General features: G+C 64.1%; 15 protein-coding genes and 2 pseudogenes. 3 read left to right on the top strand and 14 right to left on the bottom strand.

Going from position 1 to position 13,483, the window contains the following annotated elements; genetic code table 11:
- The 11 genes and pseudogenes from phnE to phnG all read right to left on the bottom strand — a co-directional run bounded on the left by phnE (position 1) and on the right by phnG (position 9,101).
- Positions 1–963: a phosphonate ABC transporter, permease protein PhnE gene (gene phnE, locus H2O14_RS06960; RefSeq protein WP_182827066.1), complete on the bottom strand. Its 963-nt coding sequence runs from the start codon at positions 961–963 to the stop codon at positions 1–3.
- Between the two features lie 107 nt (positions 964–1,070).
- Positions 1,071–1,976: a phosphonate ABC transporter substrate-binding protein gene (gene phnD / locus H2O14_RS06955; protein WP_182827065.1), complete on the bottom strand. Its 906-nt coding sequence runs from the start codon at positions 1,974–1,976 to the stop codon at positions 1,071–1,073.
- A gap of 81 nt (positions 1,977–2,057) precedes the next feature.
- A complete protein-coding gene (gene phnC / locus H2O14_RS06950; protein ID WP_182827064.1) occupies positions 2,058–2,882 on the bottom strand; it encodes a phosphonate ABC transporter ATP-binding protein in 825 nt (274 codons plus the stop codon).
- Between the two features lie 135 nt (positions 2,883–3,017).
- Positions 3,018–3,634: pseudogene (locus H2O14_RS06945) on the bottom strand (DapH/DapD/GlmU-related protein).
- The gene (gene phnL, locus H2O14_RS06940; RefSeq protein ID WP_182827063.1) at positions 3,634–4,338 is read right to left on the bottom strand and encodes a phosphonate C-P lyase system protein PhnL; all 705 of its coding nucleotides are present in this window, start codon (positions 4,336–4,338) and stop codon (positions 3,634–3,636) included. The pseudogene H2O14_RS06945 and the gene phnL overlap by 1 nt, the downstream one beginning before the upstream one ends.
- A 1-nt stretch (position 4,339) precedes the next feature.
- Entirely contained in the window at positions 4,340–5,116 is a 777-nt protein-coding gene (phnK, locus tag H2O14_RS06935; protein WP_182827062.1) for a phosphonate C-P lyase system protein PhnK, read from the bottom strand.
- Between the two features lie 248 nt (positions 5,117–5,364).
- Complete coding sequence (locus tag H2O14_RS06930; RefSeq protein WP_182827061.1) at positions 5,365–6,243, bottom strand: alpha-D-ribose 1-methylphosphonate 5-phosphate C-P-lyase PhnJ; 879 nt, start codon at positions 6,241–6,243, stop codon at positions 5,365–5,367.
- Positions 6,240–6,659, bottom strand: coding sequence for a FosX/FosE/FosI family fosfomycin resistance hydrolase (gene fosX, locus H2O14_RS06925; protein WP_182827060.1), 420 nt, complete (start codon positions 6,657–6,659; stop codon positions 6,240–6,242). Before fosX ends, H2O14_RS06930 begins: the two co-directional genes overlap by 4 nt.
- Entirely contained in the window at positions 6,656–7,762 is a 1,107-nt protein-coding gene (locus tag H2O14_RS06920) for a carbon-phosphorus lyase complex subunit PhnI (protein WP_182827059.1), read from the bottom strand. Before H2O14_RS06920 ends, fosX begins: the two co-directional genes overlap by 4 nt.
- Positions 7,762–8,386 (bottom strand): annotated as a pseudogene (gene phnH, locus H2O14_RS06915) (phosphonate C-P lyase system protein PhnH). The gene H2O14_RS06920 and the pseudogene phnH overlap by 1 nt, the downstream one beginning before the upstream one ends.
- Positions 8,387–8,624: 238 nt before the next feature.
- Positions 8,625–9,101, bottom strand: coding sequence for a phosphonate C-P lyase system protein PhnG (gene phnG, locus H2O14_RS06910; protein ID WP_182827058.1), 477 nt, complete (start codon positions 9,099–9,101; stop codon positions 8,625–8,627).
- Positions 9,102–9,191: 90 nt separating this feature from the next.
- Between phnG and phnF the strand changes: the two genes are divergently transcribed.
- From phnF to H2O14_RS06895, 3 genes are all read left to right on the top strand, one after another.
- Positions 9,192–9,938, top strand: coding sequence for a phosphonate metabolism transcriptional regulator PhnF (phnF, locus tag H2O14_RS06905; RefSeq protein ID WP_312858560.1), 747 nt, complete (start codon positions 9,192–9,194; stop codon positions 9,936–9,938).
- 166 nt (positions 9,939–10,104) lie between these two features.
- Positions 10,105–10,386 carry a hypothetical protein gene (locus H2O14_RS06900; RefSeq protein ID WP_182827057.1) on the top strand — a complete coding sequence of 94 codons (282 nt, stop codon included), beginning with the start codon at positions 10,105–10,107 and terminating at the stop codon, positions 10,384–10,386.
- Positions 10,387–10,482: 96 nt separating this feature from the next.
- Entirely contained in the window at positions 10,483–10,908 is a 426-nt protein-coding gene (locus tag H2O14_RS06895; RefSeq protein WP_182827056.1) for a hypothetical protein, read from the top strand.
- A 185-nt stretch (positions 10,909–11,093) separates the two neighbouring features.
- Here H2O14_RS06895 and H2O14_RS06890 read toward each other — a convergent pair whose 3' ends face one another.
- From H2O14_RS06890 to H2O14_RS06880, 3 genes are read right to left on the bottom strand one after another with little or no spacing between them, the layout of a single operon-like run.
- Complete coding sequence (locus H2O14_RS06890) at positions 11,094–11,231, bottom strand: DUF2256 domain-containing protein (protein WP_182827055.1); 138 nt, start codon at positions 11,229–11,231, stop codon at positions 11,094–11,096.
- Positions 11,231–12,769, bottom strand: a complete 1,539-nt coding sequence (locus H2O14_RS06885) for a cryptochrome/photolyase family protein (protein WP_182827054.1) — start codon at positions 12,767–12,769, stop codon at positions 11,231–11,233. Before H2O14_RS06885 ends, H2O14_RS06890 begins: the two co-directional genes overlap by 1 nt.
- Positions 12,766–13,464, bottom strand: coding sequence for an SDR family NAD(P)-dependent oxidoreductase (locus H2O14_RS06880; protein ID WP_182827053.1), 699 nt, complete (start codon positions 13,462–13,464; stop codon positions 12,766–12,768). The genes H2O14_RS06885 and H2O14_RS06880 overlap by 4 nt, the downstream gene beginning before the upstream one ends.
- Between the last annotated feature and the right edge of the window lie 19 nt (positions 13,465–13,483).

The following is a 13,483-nucleotide window of genomic DNA, read 5'->3' as shown; positions in this document are numbered from 1 at the left end:
TCAGCCGATCGGGGTAAAGGCCTGTTCGCCCACCAGCCGCTTGCGCAGCCAGGCGGAGAACTGGTCGACGGCGATGACGGTGACGAGCAGCAGGCCGACAATGGCGATGGTTTTCGCCGCATGGCTCTGGCTGATCGACAGCCGCAGCAATTCGCCGATGCCGCCGCCGCCGACGGCGCCGATGATGGTCGAGGCGCGGACATTGATCTCCAGCCTGAGCAGAAAATAGCTCATGAAGTTCGGCAGCACCTGCGGGAGCATGGCGAAGCGCACCCGCTCGAACCAGTTGGCGCCCACCGCGCGCAGGCCCTCGTCGGGCTTCATGTCGGCGTTCTCGATCACCTCGTAGAACAGTTTGCCGAGCGCGCCGATCGTGTGCAGGCTGACGGCGATGATGGCGGGCACGGGGCCGAGCGAGAGGATCGCGAGGAAGAAGCCGGCGATCACCACTTCGGGAAAGGCGCGCAGGATTTCCATATAGCGACGCGCCAGCGCCCGGATCCACGGATTGGGCATCATGTTCTTGGCGGCGAGAAAGGCCAGCATGAAGCCGAACACCACGCCGATCACGGTCGAGATCAGCGCGATGTTGATCGTCTCGATCATCTTGTAGATATATTCGGGCAGGTACAGGCTTTCAGTCAGGTAATAGCGGCCTTCGGGATAATTGTATTTCAGGCTGCCGTCGTCATAGGGCGAGGGCAGGTCGAACAGCGCGCGGATGATCTCGAAGGGATCGCGCGGCTGAAGCTCGTGCAGGAAATCGAAGAAATAGGGCAGGCGGTCGAAGAACTTCCCGGAATTGGTCTCGTTGGCGAACCACAGCGATCCGCCCATGGCGATCAGAAAAGCGGCAAGCCCGATGAACGTATAGAGCCGGCGGCGGGCGGCGAGATCGCGCCAATGCTGTTCGACGAGCCGTCCGCTGTCGGACAGAACCGGGTGGGTGTTGCTGAGGGCCATGTCCGCCTGTTCCCGCATGTCGTTTACGCCCGCTGTTCATCTGCGGCCGTCGTCAGAAAAGAATGCGCCGGTGGACTTGGGGTCCGCCGGCGCGGATCAGGCTCAAATCAGCCGCCGATGACGGCCTTGCGGGCGTCGATGATCGGCTTGTAGAAGTCGACATTGACTTCGGTGTAGCTCTTGAAGTCGCCGCCCTGGATGGCGGAGAAGCAGGCCGGGTCGGACTTCGGCAGGCCCATCATGAAGTCCTTGAACTTGGCCTTCATGCCCTGGTCCATCGACGTGCGGACGACGATCGGGCCGTTCGGGATCAGCGGCGATTCCCACAGCTGCACCAGGTCGTCCATGTTCAGGATGCCCTTGTCGACCATCTTGCGCAGATTGCCGGAGGTGTAGCCGTCCTTGAATTCGCCCACGCCCGAAGCCCAGGTCGTGCCGGCGTCGAAATTGCCCTTGAGCACTTCGAGAACGAGGTTTTCATGGCCGCCGCCAAAGCCGGTGGAGGCGAAGAATTCCTTGACCGGCATGCCGAGCGCTTCCGGCAGCGTCACGTTCGGAACGAGGTAGCCAGAGGTGGAGTCCGGATCGGCGAAGCCGAGCTTCTTGCCCTTGAGGTCCTCAATGGTCTTGTAGCCCTTGTCCTTGCGGGCGACGAGCACCGAGTGATAGCCCATCGAACCATCGGTCTGCACGGTGGTCAGGATCGGCTCGACGGCCTTGGCGTTGGCGAGGTAGATCTTGGCGTAGCCGGAAGCGCCGAGTTCGGCGTAATCGAGCGTGCCGCCGAGCAGGCCCTGCACGACGCCGTCATAATCGGCGGCCGGGAACAGCGACACTTTTTCGACGCCGAGCACGGAGGGGAGCTTTTCGACCATGCACTGATAGCTCTTCAGGCGGTCGGCTTCGTTTTCGCCGCCGAGGATGCCGATGCGGAATTCCTTGAGGTCTTCGGCCATGGCGCCGGTGGCCACGGTCAGGAGCGCGACGGACGCGAACAGGACTTTCTTGAACATTGATGGTCTCCCTCAGCCGGATCATCCGGCTCTGTTGATGCGGTTTTTGCCTTTGACGCGGGCGGGCGAACTGGTGTCGCCTCAGACGCCGGCGAGCGCGATGGGCTCGAGCGGGCGCTCATGACGGGCGGGTCTGGAAATGGCGGTCGAGGTCATGCTTTCGTCGATGCCGTCCTCGGTGTTGTAGATCTGTTTGACGGCTTCGGGCGTCAGCGCCTCCGGCGGGCCGTCGAACACGACAGCGCCGTCGGCCATGCCGATGATGCGTTCGCAATAGTGCCGCGCCGTATCCAGCGTGTGCAGATTGGTGATCACGGTGATGCCGTCCTGCTCGTTGATGTCGCGCAGCGCGTCCATGACGATCTTGGCGTTCAAGGGATCGAGCGAGGCGATCGGCTCGTCGGCGAGCAGCACTTTCGGCTCCTGCATCAGGGCCCGCGCAATGGCGACGCGCTGCTGCTGGCCGCCCGACAGCGTGCCGGCGGGCTGCAGCGCCGTCTGTTCGATTCCGAGACGTTCGAGCGCGGCGATCGCCATGATCCGCTCCTCGCGGGAGAACAGGCCGAGCACCGACATGACCGTCGAGCGATGGTTCAGCCGGCCGAGTAGAACATTGGTCAGCACGTCGAGCCGCGGCACCAGGTTGAACTGCTGGAAGATCATCGCGCAATCGCGCTGCCAGCGGCGCAACGCCTCGCCGCGGAGGCTGGAAACTTCCTGGCCGCCGAAGCGGATGGCTCCCGAGCTCACCGGCCCGAGCCGGTTGATCATCCGGAGGAAGGTGGATTTGCCGGCGCCGGAGCGGCCGATGATGCCCACCATCTGCCCGCTCGGTATGTCGAGCGTCACGTCACGCACCGCCGTCTTTGCGCCAAACTGCTTGGTGACATGCCTGAATTCGAACATGCGGCCAGCCTTTCCCATTTTATGATTTTTTAAGATCTTCCCTTTCTCTAGGCCCGCTGCTTGACTGTTGAATGTCAGTGCGATGACAGTTTTCTGACATCTGCGGGCCCGAGAGTTTCAGGCGCTTGGGGTCGATCAGACGCCGGCGTGGCGGGCCAGGAACTCCTCTGCTGTCATGGATCTGAAATCATCGAGGGCCGCGCGCAACCGGTCGTGGTCCCAGTCCCACCAGGCCAGACGCTCGTATTTTTCCGCCACGATGCGGTCGAAGCGTTCGCGGATCAGCCTAGCCGGCACGCCGCCGACGATCGTGTAGGGCGCGACATCGCGGCTGACCACCGCGCCCGCGCCGACCACGGCGCCGTTGCCGATCGTCACGCCCGGCAGCACAGTCACGCCATGGCCGAGCCACACGTCATGACCGATCACGACGCGGTTGCCGCGCCGCCATTCGAAAACTCGGTCTCGTCCTCGGCATCCGGCCAGTAATCGCCGGCGCGATAGGTGAAATGATGCAGCGTCGGCCGCCAGGTCGGATGATTGGTGGCGTTGATGCGCACCGAGGCCGCGATATTGGCGAATTTGCCGATGGTGGCGCACCACACCTGGCCGCCGCGCTCGATATAGGAATAGTCGTCCATCTCGAGTTCGGAGATGCGGCAGTCCTCGGCGATCTCGGTGTAGCGGCCGAGCCTGGAGTCGCTCACGCGCGCGGTGGGATGGATCAGAGGGTCAACAGAGAGCTTGGTCATCACGCGGCCTTTCGGGCGGAGAAATGCGACACGTCGATGATCTCGTCGGCCACTTCGGCGCGCACATCCTCGTCGTGGAAAATGCCGAGCAGCGCCACGTCCATGGCCTTCTTGGCGCGGATCATGCCCACCACCACGGCGCGGTTGACAGCGTCGAGCGACGCCGTCGGCTCGTCGAGCAGCAGGATCGGATGATCGGTGATGAAGCCGCGGGCGATGTTGACGCGCTGCTGTTCGCCGCCGGAGAAGGTGGCGGGCGGCAGGCTCCACAGCGCTTCCGGCAGGTTGAGTTTCGCCAGCAATCCGGCGGCCTTGTCGCGCGCCGCGGAATGGCTTTCGCCGAGCGAGACGAGCGGTTCGGCCACCACGTCGATCGCCGAAACGCGCGGCACGGCGCGCAGGAACTGGCTGACATAGCCGAGCGTATGGCGGCGGATGTCGAGGATCTCGCGGGGGCTGGCGGTGGCGAGATCGACGGTGCGGCCTTTATGGGCGATCAGGATCTGGCCGAAATCGACGCCGTAATTGCCATAGAGCATCTTCAGGATCGACGACTTGCCGACGCCCGAGGGGCCGCCGAGCACCGCGCATTGCCCCGATTTCAGCGAGAAATGCACGTCATTGACGACGGGCAGCTCGATGCCGCCGCGCAGATGCATGGTGAAGCTCTTGCGAACCTCGTGGACGACGAGGGGAGTGGTCATGTCACACCTGCAGGATCGAGGAGACGAGAAGCTGGGTATAGGGCTGGCGCGGATCATCCAGCACCCGGTCGGTCAGCCCGTGTTCGATGACGCGGCCGTCCTTCATCACCATCATCCGGTGCGACAAGAGTCGCGCGACCGCCAGATCATGGGTGACGATGATGACGGCGAGGCCGAGATCGGACACGAGCCCTCGGATCAGATCCAGCAGCCGCGCCTGCACCGAGACATCCAGCCCGCCGGTCGGCTCATCCATGAACACCAGTCGCGGCGCGGTCACCAGATTGCGGGCGATCTGCAGCCGCTGCCGCATGCCGCCCGAAAAGGCGCGCGGCTGGTCGTCGATGCGATCGGCGCCGATTTCCACGCGGCTCAGCCAGTCGAAGGCGGTGTCGCGGATATGGCCGTAATGCCTGTCGCCGATCGCCATCAACCGCTCGCCGACATTGGCGCCGGCGGATACCGTCATCCTGAGGCCATCGGCCGGGTTCTGATGCACGAAGCCCCAATCGGTCCGCATCAGGAACCGGCGCTCGGCCTCGCCCATATCGGCGAGATTGCGAAACTGCCCGTCGCGCATCCGGTATTCGACAGATCCCGCCTGCGCCGACAGCCTTGTGGAGACGCAGTTGAGCAACGTCGTCTTGCCCGACCCGGATTCGCCGACGATGGCGAGGACTTCGCCCGGCCAGAGATCGAAATTGACGTCGAAACACCCGATGCGGCCGCCATAGAATTTCGACAGGCCATGGACTTTGAGGAGAGGAAGGTCGGTCATGGCTGGGCTCCTGAATATATGGTGGTTAGGCCGGAGCGTGAGGCTGCCCCCTCTGTCCTGCCGGACATCTCCCCCTCAAGGGGGAGATCGATGTGTGGCGATGCCCCGCTCCCTCTTGATGGTTTCAGTCGCGTAGAACTCCATGGTCGAGAGAGGCCGAGCGTTCCCGCCCAGCCAATCTCCCCCTTGAGGGGAGATGCCCGGCAGGGCAGAGGGGGGGGGTACCACGGAATACAAGCGCAAACCCCTCATTCCGCCGCCTCCAACTCACTCTGATCCCCCACATGCCCCGCCGCGCGGCGGTCCTCGCAGAAATCGGTGTCGGAGCAGACGAACATCCGGCCGCCGCGATCATCCAGGATCACCTCGTCGAGATAGGACGTGGTGCAGCCGCACAGCGTGCAGGGCTTTTCAAACCGCTGGATCTCGAACGGATGATCCTCGAAATCGAGGCTGGTCGCCTGGGTGTAGGGCGGCACCGCATAGATGCGCTTTTCGCGGCCGGCGCCGAACAACTGCAGCGCCTCGGAATTGTCGATCTTCGGATTGTCGAATTTCGGAATGGGCGAGGGGTCCATCACATAGCGGCCCGCCACTTTCACCGGATAGGCGTAGGTCGTGGCGATATGGCCGTTGCGCGCGATGTCCTCATAGAGCTTGACATGCATGAGGCCGTATTCCTCCAGCGCATGCATCATCCGCGTCTCGGTTTCGCGCGGCTCGAGGAAGCGCAGGGGTTCGGGGATCGGCACCTGATAGACGAGGATCTGGCCCTGTTGCAGCGTCTCCTCGGGAATGCGATGCCGCGTCTGGATGATCGTCGCCTCGCGCGTCCTGGTGGTCACCGCCACGCGCGCCACCTTCTCGAAGAAGGCGCGGATGGAGACGGCGTTGGTCGTGTCGTCGGCGCCCTGGTCGATGACCTTGAGCCGATCCTCCGGCCCGATGATCGCCGCCGTCACCTGCACGCCGCCGGTTCCCCATCCGTAAGGCATCGGCATTTCGCGGGAGGCGAAGGGCACCTGATAGCCGGGTATCGCGATGGCCTTGAGGATCGCCCGGCGGATCATCCGCTTGGTCTGCTCGTCGAGATAGGCGAAGTTGTAAGTGGCGATATCGGGCGTCATGGCGCGGCCTTTCCTTGCTGGGCGTACTGCGCGAGCCGCTCTTGGAGCGTGCCGGTATGAAGTTCGAACAGGTGGTTGTCCCGGTCGTAAAAATAGATCGACCGGCCTTCGCCCGGAATGCGCGGCCGCGGCGGGCGCATATCGAGACCGAGCGAGGCGATGCGATCGACATAGGCGTCGAACGCGGCGTCGGGGATCTTGAAGGCGATGTGATTGTAGCTGCGCTCGCCGAGCGCCTCGCCCTGCATCACCGCCACCCAGACGCCGCCGATGAGGAAGAACTTTTCCCGCGACAGCGAGAATTGCTGCGCCCCGCTGTCGTAGATTTCCTCGGCGTCGAACACGGTCTTGAGGATCTTGGCCATGTCGTCGGGTTCGCGCACGATAAGCGTGATGTGAGACAGGCCCTCGATCATTGCGCGGCCTCCATCATCTCGTTCTGGTCCTGAGAGCGGGCCTCGTATTCCGCGCGCATCTGGCGCACGAGGCCTAGTTCTGCCTGGAAGTCCACGTAATGCGGCAGTTTCAGGTGTTCGACGAAGCCGGTCGCCTGGACATTGTCGGAATGCGAAATCACGAACTCCTCGTCCTGCGCAGGAGCGACCACGTCCTCGCCGAATTCCTGGGCCCTAAGCGCCCGGTCGACCAGCGACATCGCCATGGCCTTGCGCTCGGACTGGCCGAAGACGAGGCCGTAGCCGCGGGTGAATTGCGGCGGCTGCTTGGCCGAGCCCTTGAACTGGTTGACCATCTGGCATTCGGTGACGCGGATGCGGCCGAGCGAGACGGAAAAGCCGAGTTCCGGCAGCTCGATCTCCACGTCGACCAGCCCGATGCGGATTTCGCCGACGAAGGGATGGGTGCGGGCGTAGCCGCGTTGGGTGGAGTAGGCGAGCGCCAGCAGAAAGCCCTCGTCGCCGCGCGCCAAAGCCTGGAGGCGTAGATCGCGCGCCATCGGAAATTCCAGCGGCTCGCGGGTGATGTCGCCGGCCACATGATCGGGGCCGAGATCGCCGTCGCCCTCGATCAAGCCTTCGCCGTCGAGAATGTCGGAGACGCGCATCACCCGTTCGGGCGACGCCTCGCGCCGCGCCGGCGCCTCGACCGCGTCGTCTCCCGCAAGCGAGGGGTCGAGCAGGCGATGGGTGTAATCGAAAGTCGGCCCCAGCAACTGTCCGCCCGGCAGGTCCTTATAGGTCGCCGACACCCGTCGCTCGATCTTCATCGCGCCGGTGTCGACCGGCACGGAGGAGGCGAAGCGCGGCAGCGTGGTGCGATAGGCGCGCAGCAAGAAGATCGCCTCGATCATGTCGCCGCGCGACTGGCGGATGGCGAGCGCGGCGAGCGTCCGGTCATACAGCGAGGCTTCGGCCATCACCCGATCGACGGCGAGGCCGAGCTGGGCGATGATCTGCTCGAGCGTCAGACCCGGCAGGCCGCGGTCGCCGCGACGGCGGTCGGCGAGCAGGCGATGGGCATTGGCGATGGCGGCTTCCCCGCCCTTGACGGCGACATACATCAGGCTTTCTCCCCGGTCAGTTCAGGCGTGGCGGCGAGGATGCGCGCCGAGCGCGGCAGGCAGAGGCAGGCGCGGCCCGCCGTCAGGATCAGGTCGACGCCGCGCGGATAAAGCGCATGGTTCTCGGCCCAGAGCGCGGGAAACAGCCCCGGCAGCCCCTTGGGCGAAATGGTGATGCGGTCGCGGATGCCGGGGCCAATGAGCGTCAGTTCCTCGCCGCCTTCCAGCGCCTCCAGCTCGACGATCACGGTCGTCGAGCGATCGGGATAATCCTGGCTGCCGCGACCGAAAGAGGCGAGCGCCGGAAAGGGCGCGCCGGCCTCGACAAACGCAAAGCGCGCTTCGCTCTTGATGTCGGTCACGGCTGCGCCGGTCTGGAATCCCAGCCAGGACGCGACGCCGGCTTTTGCAAGCGCAGGCGAGAGATGAACGGGCGTGTCCTGATCCGCGAGCGTCAGCGCAATCGCGCTCTGCGCCCGTCCCATCGGCTTCGGCCCCGGGCCTCGCCCTCGATCCAGCCGATCGTCCCGGGCCGGGCCATCGCGTCCATCACCACGCGGAAGGCCGATTGCGCATCGGCACGGGGTCGGTGAAGGCGCCGGTATAGGTGTCTGTGGCGGTCATGCGAATGCTCCTTCGGTGGTCTGCTGTGAGCTGGGGAGCCCGCGGCCACCCCCTCTGTCCTGCCGGACATCTCCCCCTCAAGGGGGAGATCGGATGTGGCGCCGGCTTCCCCACTCTCAACGGAAATGGCTGGGCGATGGTCGAGCATCTGGCCAATCTCCCCCTTGAGGGGAGATGCCCGGCAGGGCAGAGGGGGTAAACCCAGCCCGCAATCTGCAAATCGAAACGCGGGTCCATCTCAATCCTCCCCGCGCACCAGCGTGAAGAAATCCACCTTGGTCGCCGCCGTCTCGGCCGCCAGCGCCGCATCCTCGTCCGCCACGCGCGCCTCGATCGACGCGACCAGCCCATCCACCGCCGCCGAAAATTCCGCCCGCTGGGCGATCGCGTCGATAATCGCCGCCAACCGCGCATGGGCCTTGTCGCCGCCGAGCAGTTGTCCATGGCCGATCTCGCCGGTCGAGAGCCGCATGCTCGCCCTGCTGACGCTGACTTCGCCGAGGTTGAACGGCGAGCCGCCGCCGCCGATCTTGCCGCGCACCATCACCAGCCCGGTCTCCGGACCGCGCACCGGAGACACGCCGACATCGCCGGCATGCTCCGCGAGAAAGTGTTCGAGTTCGCCGCGGCGGGCTCGGGCGAGCGCGTCCATGCGGCGCTTGCGCTGCGGCGCAGCTTGGGTATCTGTATCCGACGAGGCCGGGGACTGGGTCATCGATCGCTCTCCATTTGTCTATTTAACTAGACAAGTTCGATGAGCGCTGTGTATCCTTGCAGCATGACAGGCTTGTGACGGGAGAAACGGGTGAGCGGGAAAAAGTTGTCGGGCGCGGTCGAGCGCCGCTCGGGCGTCGCTCTTTGGCGGCAGATCGCCGACGCCATCCGCCAGTCGATCGCCGATGGCGAATTCGAGGGAATGATGCCCGGCGAGATCGCGCTCGCCGCCCGCTTCGGCGTCAACCGCCACACGGTGCGCGCGGCCATCGCCGCGCTGGTGGAGGAGGGGCTGCTCGACAGCGTCCAGGGCCGCGGCACGCTGATCCGCCGGCAGACCCGCTTCACCTTCCCGATCACCCGCCGCACGCGCTTTTCCGAAGGCCTCGCCGGCCAGTCGAGTTCTCGCGACATCCGGCTGGTGGCGGAAGAGCGCATCGAGGCCGACTCCATGCTGGCATCGGCTCTCGGCGTCGAACTCGGCGTCGAACTCCTCCGGCTGACGCTGGTGTCGCGCGCCGACGGCACGCCCGTTTCCACCTCGATCAATCATTTCGACGCCGCCCGATTCGCCGGCATGGCGGCGGCCGTGCGCGACACCGGCTCGATCACCCGCGCCTATGCGGAGCTTGGCGTCACCGACTATATCCGCCTGACCACCGAGCTGACCGCCCGGCTCGCCGACGAGCGCGAACGGCTGCTCTTGGAGTTGAAGCCCGGCGCCGTGGTCATGGAGGCCCGCGCCGTCAACGCCACGCCCGACGGCGCGCCGATCCAATACGCCGTGACCTGTTTTGCGGCGGATCGCGTCACTTTGAAACTCGACATGCCGGTCTGACCTGTCACAAAGCGCTGTTTCTCAATGTCATAATATGACGCTTGATTGTGACAACAGCCTCCGCTTCCCCTTGCGCAGACCCGAGGCTTTGTGAACGCGGCCGAAAACGCCAGCGTCGTCAGCTTCTTGGGTGGTGTAAAATTGGTAAAGCAAGGAAGTTGGACGCATGAGCGGACGCAAGAAAATCTATGAGGCCCTGCTCGAGGGCGCGCGCGACGGGCTCAAGGATCAGGCGCTCTACGCCTATGTCGTCGATCATTGCGCCAAAGCCTCCAGCAAGAAAATCGTCCGCGCCTCGTTGCTGGCGCTCTCCGACCCCGACCTCAAGGACGCCTCAATCCTCGAAGCCATTTATGCGCTGGCCATCAAGCACCGGCTGGATCCGGTCGAGGCGAATGACGCGCATGTGGAGGAAGAGGAGAAGCCGGTGAAGAAGGGGAAGAAGTAAGGCGGCCATACCGGCTCTTTGCATAAGAAAGTACCGTTTGTTCATGCTCTCAACCTCTGGTAATCGTCTGGTTGAGTTTTGTATGGACTGGCGGAGATGGCCACCGAATTCGTTCCCCATCCGATCACTGGCGGCCTCACTTTCGGACAAGTCCCTCCCTGCGTCACGCGCGGCGTCCACTTACCTGGAGGGGAGATTCGTCTCTTGATCGGGCGTCATATTGGCCCCAATCACGGATATGGTCTGAGGCATATTTGGGCTGAACACGCAAAGGAGATGGCCGCCGCCGGGATCACGACATCGGAAGGGGTCGGTCACTACGTGGCCCTGATTATCCGTCCTGGCACTCCGCTGTTTTACAGCGGCGACAGTTTTCGGAAGACTCGGCTTATGGCTGTGCGATCAGCGACGGGAACCGCAATTCTCGAATGGCGCGATCAGCGAGATATGCCCTTCTGGTCTGTCGTCACAGCCTATTCGGCAAACAAAAAGCACGGTTCCCTCATCGGGACCGTGCTTTGATCGTGCTCGCAGTAGCAGCGTCGCCTTAGCGCAAGGGTTCGGAGACCAACTTAATGTCCTGCGAATAAGCTCCCTGCAGAGCCTACCATCCACATGAGCGGGTCGATATGCAGGTGAAACCGGCTCAAAATGCTCTTTATGCCACACTCCCTATATTTGCATGGGGCGACCGGAAGTCAAGGAGTTCACCCCCGCCGGCACCGCTCCGAGCAATATTTCACCTCGTCCCAGACCTTTTCCCATTTCTTTCGCCAGGCGAAAGGCTTCCGGCAGCGGGGGCAGGTCTTGGTCGGCAGGTCCTGCTTCTTCTTCATCTTGACCATCACAACCGTCCCTTACGCATGGCGGTCAGCGTGTCCTCGGCCTTGCCGCGCAGCGCCTTGCGCTTGTCGTCGGAAAAGCGCTCCCAGTTCCTGTAGGGCATGGCCATGCGCCGGTTGGCTTTCAGCCGGTCCTGGTTGCGGGCGAGGAAATCCCAGTAGAGCGCGTTGAAGGGACAGGCTTTGTCGCCCAGCGCCTCCTTGGGATCATAGGGGCAGCCGCCGCAATAGTCGCTCATCCGGTTGATATAGGCGCCGCTGGCCGCATAGGGCTTGCTCGCCATCAGCCCGCCGTCGCCATAAAGCGCCATGCCCAGCGTGTTGGGCAGTTCCACCCAGTCATAGGCGTCGGAATAGACGGCGAGATACCATTCGCAGACCTCGCTCGGCAGCAGGCCGGCCAGCAGCGCGAAATTGCCGGTGATCATCAGCCGCTGGATATGGTGCGAATAAGCGTGTTTGCGGGTATGCCCGATCGCCTCGGCCATGCAGCGCATGCGCGTTTCGCCCGACCAGTAGAACCACGGCAGCGGCTCTTTCGCCTCCAAATGGTTGCGCGTCGCATAATCGGGCATGTGAAGCCAATAGATGCCGCGCACATATTCGCGCCAGCCGATGATCTGGCGGATGAAGCCTTCGACCGCGTTCAGCGGCGCATGCCCGGCGCGAAAGGCGGCTTCGGCCTTTTCACAGATCTCCATCGGCGTCAGCAGGCCGGCATTGAGATAGGACGAGATCAGCGAGTGATAGAGATAGGGCTCGCCCGCCACCATGGCGTCCTGATAGTCGCCGAAACGCGGCAGGCAGGTCTCGATGAAGTGTTCGAGTTCGATCATCGCCTCGTTGTGGGTCACGGCGTAGTGAAACGGTTCGAGATCGCCGAAATGGTCGTCGAAGCGCTCCGACACGAGATCCAGCACGTCGCGGGTGATGGGCGATTTCTGATGCGCGACGCGGGCGGGAAAGCGCATGCCGTCCTTCGGCGGCTTGCGATTGTCCTTGTCGTAATTCCACTGCCCGCCTGTCGGCTCGCCATCCTCTTCCATCAGCAGGCCGGTCTTGCGTCGGATGTCCCGGTAGAAAAACTCCATGCGCAATTGTTTGCGGCCTTCCGCCCAGTCGCGGAATTCCCGATGGCTGCAGAGGAAGCGGTCGTCGCCGCGGATTTCGAGGTCGATGTCGAGCCGCGTCTTCCAGCTGCGCATTTCCCGGCCCAGCCGCAATTCGCCGGGCTCGGTGACGACGACCCGGTCCGCCCCCGTCTCCTTCAGCGCCCGCTCCACCTCTCCGCCCAGGCTGCCGCTGTTGCCGACCGCATCGAGCTTGATGTAGCGGACCTTGAAACCCTCCGCCTTGAGGCTTTCGGCGAAATGGCGCATGGCGGCGAAGAGAAAGGCGATCTTCTTCTTGTGATGCTTCACATAGCTCGCCTCGTCCATGACTTCGGCCATGAGAACGACGTCTTCGCTCTTGTCGGCGCCGACGAGGCTGGAGATCGAACGGCTGAGCTGGTCGCCCAGCACCAGGCGGAGCGCGCTCATGCTTTCATCTTCGGCCGGACACGCGACAGGCCGCCGTCGACGGCGAGCGTCTGGCCGGTGATCCAGTCGTTGGCGGGGTCGAGGAGGAAACACACGGCCCGCGCCACGTCGTCGGGCGTTCCGATCCGGCCCAGCGCATGCATGGCCTCGGAGACTTTGCGGGACAGGTCGTTGCCGGTCACCCCCGCCGTCAGCGACGTCTCGGTGAGGCCCGGCGCCACGGCGTTGACGCGCAATTTCTGCCCGGCGTAACTCGCCGCCGCTGCGAGCGTCAGGCCTATCACGCCGGCCTTGGCGGCGGCGATCGCTTCGTGATTGGCGAGCCCCTCCATCGCTGCGGCGGAGGAGACCAGAACCACGGATCCACCCTGTTTCATATGCTTGCCGGCGGCGCGCACCGTGGCGAAAGCGGTGGTCAGAGAGGCGGAGATGACGCCGTCATACTGTTCGCGGGTGGTCAGATGCGCGGGCTTCAAGAGCAGCGACCCCGAAAAATTGACCACGCCCTGAATGTCGCCCGCCTGCTGGACGGCGCGGTCGACGGCGTCGAAATCGCCGGCGTCGAGGAGAATGTCGGGGTTTATCTTGGCGGTGTCGCGGGCGGTGGTCACCACCGAATGCCCGGCCGAGGTCAGCAGCCTTACCGTCGCCTGTCCGATGCCGCTCGAAGCGGCGATGATGAGAAATCGCGCCATGCCAGTCTCCTTTTCTCTT

This window comes from Rhizobium sp. G21 (assembly GCF_014158035.1).
Classification (GTDB): Bacteria; Pseudomonadota; Alphaproteobacteria; order Rhizobiales; family Rhizobiaceae; genus Rhizobium_E.
This window is presented reverse-complemented; position numbering and strand designations above follow the sequence as displayed.